Raw genomic sequence first — 1,997 nt, 5'->3', positions numbered from 1 at the left:
ATCCACACGCGCGCAGAAGAGCTTGAAGGCTGTGGGATCGGCATAGCGTAGCGTGACAAACTGCCTGGGCGTCACGATCATGGTTACGGCCGCCAGCTTGGGCTGCTGGTCGCGCGGACGGCTGACCAGCCGGACCGTGATGTACGAGGCGCCATCCTCGCGGTAGAGGTTGCTGCTGCTCTCCACCTCGGACATCTCTTCCCTGGTGGGAACAGAGAGCTCCATCGCACGTTCCACGGCGTGGTCTTCTTCCGGAGTGGGCGCCAGCAGGTCGATCCACGCGGCCTGCTGCAGCAGGGAGAGCGAATCGCCCTCGTCTATATGCAGCTTGCCGCCCTCCACATGAAACGACCGCAGCATCGGCTACTGCACCTTCCCTTGGGGACGCAGCTTTTCCAGCTCGACGGCGCAGGCAATCGCGTTCTGTGCGGCCAGCTTCAGGTTGTCCGCAGCCAGCCACAGCCACACGCGCGAGACCGGCGCACCGGAATCCTCGGGGAGGCGCACCAGGATCTCTTTCCGTCCCGCGGCGCTGACATTGCTTGGCGGCTCGGCGTCGCCCAACAGCACCTCGACGTGCTCGCCTTCGAGCGCGCGCTCCAGCAGAACCAACTCTATGGGCTGCGCAAACTCAAGCAGCACGCTGACGACATAGCCATGGAAGACCGGGGCATGCACAATCTGCAGCGCCGGCTCCGGCAGGCGTCCCGCGGCCAGCCGCGCAAAGTGCTTTTGAATACGGCCATCGGTGACTGACAGCCGCTGCAGGGCAGCGTCACCGAACTCAGGCAGCAGATTGAAGGCTGCCTGTGCGTCGTACTGTTCCTTGGGCAGCGACTGGAACGAGAGCAGGTTCAGCGTCTGCTGATGCAGCTCGTCCATCGCCTCCTTGCCCATCTGCGATGCCGGCTCATAGACCACCGCGGCCAGGCTCTTCAGCGGAAGGCTCTTCCCTGCACGTGCCGCGATAAGCGACAGCATCAGCGCCGCCGGATGCGCGGCGATCACCGCGACCGTGCTGAGGCTGAGCGCTGCGCCCGGGCCCTTGGCGGCCAGCACCTGCTCCACCCACGGACCCAGTACGACCGTCTCCGGCTGGTCTTCCATGGCATAGCTCAGATCCACAATGCCCACGCCTGCCTTCTTGGCGAAGCCCCAGCTATCGGCGGTCTGCGCGGCGGTGCCGACGAAGAAGACGAGGTCCAGGCCGTCGAAGGCGTCGGCGTCGATCTTCTGAATGAAGCTCATCTCGTCTTCCGTGGCCTCCAGCGTTCCGGCCAGCTCTTCATGGTCCAGCAGACGCACATCGGCGGCAGCCAGCACGCTTTGCCCCAACTCTTCATGCAGATCCTTGCCTGCCAGACTCGATGCGCCAGCCACGCCGACGTGATACACGCGTTCTTCCATCTTGATTTCCTTCCTGTTGCCGCTACGATGCGGTCTGTGTACGGCGGCGTCGCATCCATCCATAGCTCACGCGCGAGAACAGACCGTACACGGTATAGCTGAGCGCCAGCGTGATCAATGTAATCCCCGACCACAGGAAAAGCGGCACCACGGCCAGCGTCAGCAGAATCAGAAGCCGGAACGGATGGCCCCGGCTGAGGTTAATCTCTTTGCCGCTCCAGAAGCGCCAGCGGCTCACCATCAGGAACCCGACAAACGCAACGAACGACAACCACACCAGCGCGATCCAGATATTGTCGATCGGCTGGCCATCAAAGCAATGCACTACAGAAGCCACAACACCAGCCGCGGCAGGAATGGGCATACCGACAAAGTACTTCCGGTCTGGCCGTCCCGGATTCTGCGGCTTCGGGTCCTTGGTGATGTTAAACCGCGCCAGGCGGCTGGCTCCGCAGATGAGGAATAAAAAGCAGATGAACAGCCCCAGGTCCATGACCTTCTGCCGGAAGACCAGGTGGCCCACCATGGGCAGCATGCGGAATCCCCACAGGTAAGCCAGGATGCTGGGCGCCACGCCGAAGGTGATGACG

The 1,997-nt window shown here is 63.0% G+C and carries 2 protein-coding genes and 1 pseudogene; all 3 read right to left on the bottom strand.

Annotation, left to right across the window (positions count from 1 at the left end):
• Window positions 1-360: pseudogene (locus tag AB4043_RS23840) on the bottom strand (magnesium transporter CorA family protein); the annotation flags it as partial.
• 3 nt (window positions 361-363) lie between these two features.
• Window positions 364-1,407 carry an Asd/ArgC dimerization domain-containing protein gene (locus AB4043_RS23835; RefSeq protein ID WP_442302413.1) on the bottom strand — a complete coding sequence of 348 codons (1,044 nt, stop codon included), beginning with the start codon at window positions 1,405-1,407 and terminating at the stop codon, window positions 364-366.
• Window positions 1,408-1,429: 22 nt separating this feature from the next.
• Window positions 1,430-1,997, bottom strand: a 568-nt coding sequence (locus AB4043_RS23830) for a CDP-alcohol phosphatidyltransferase family protein (protein ID WP_442308295.1), incomplete at its 5' end; no start/stop codon positions are given.

It is taken from the genome of Terriglobus sp. YAF25, assembly GCF_052113305.1.
Taxonomy (GTDB): Bacteria; Acidobacteriota; Terriglobia; order Terriglobales; family Acidobacteriaceae; genus Terriglobus.
The sequence above is the reverse complement of the archived record's forward strand: the minus strand, read 5'-3'. Positions and strand labels throughout refer to the sequence as shown.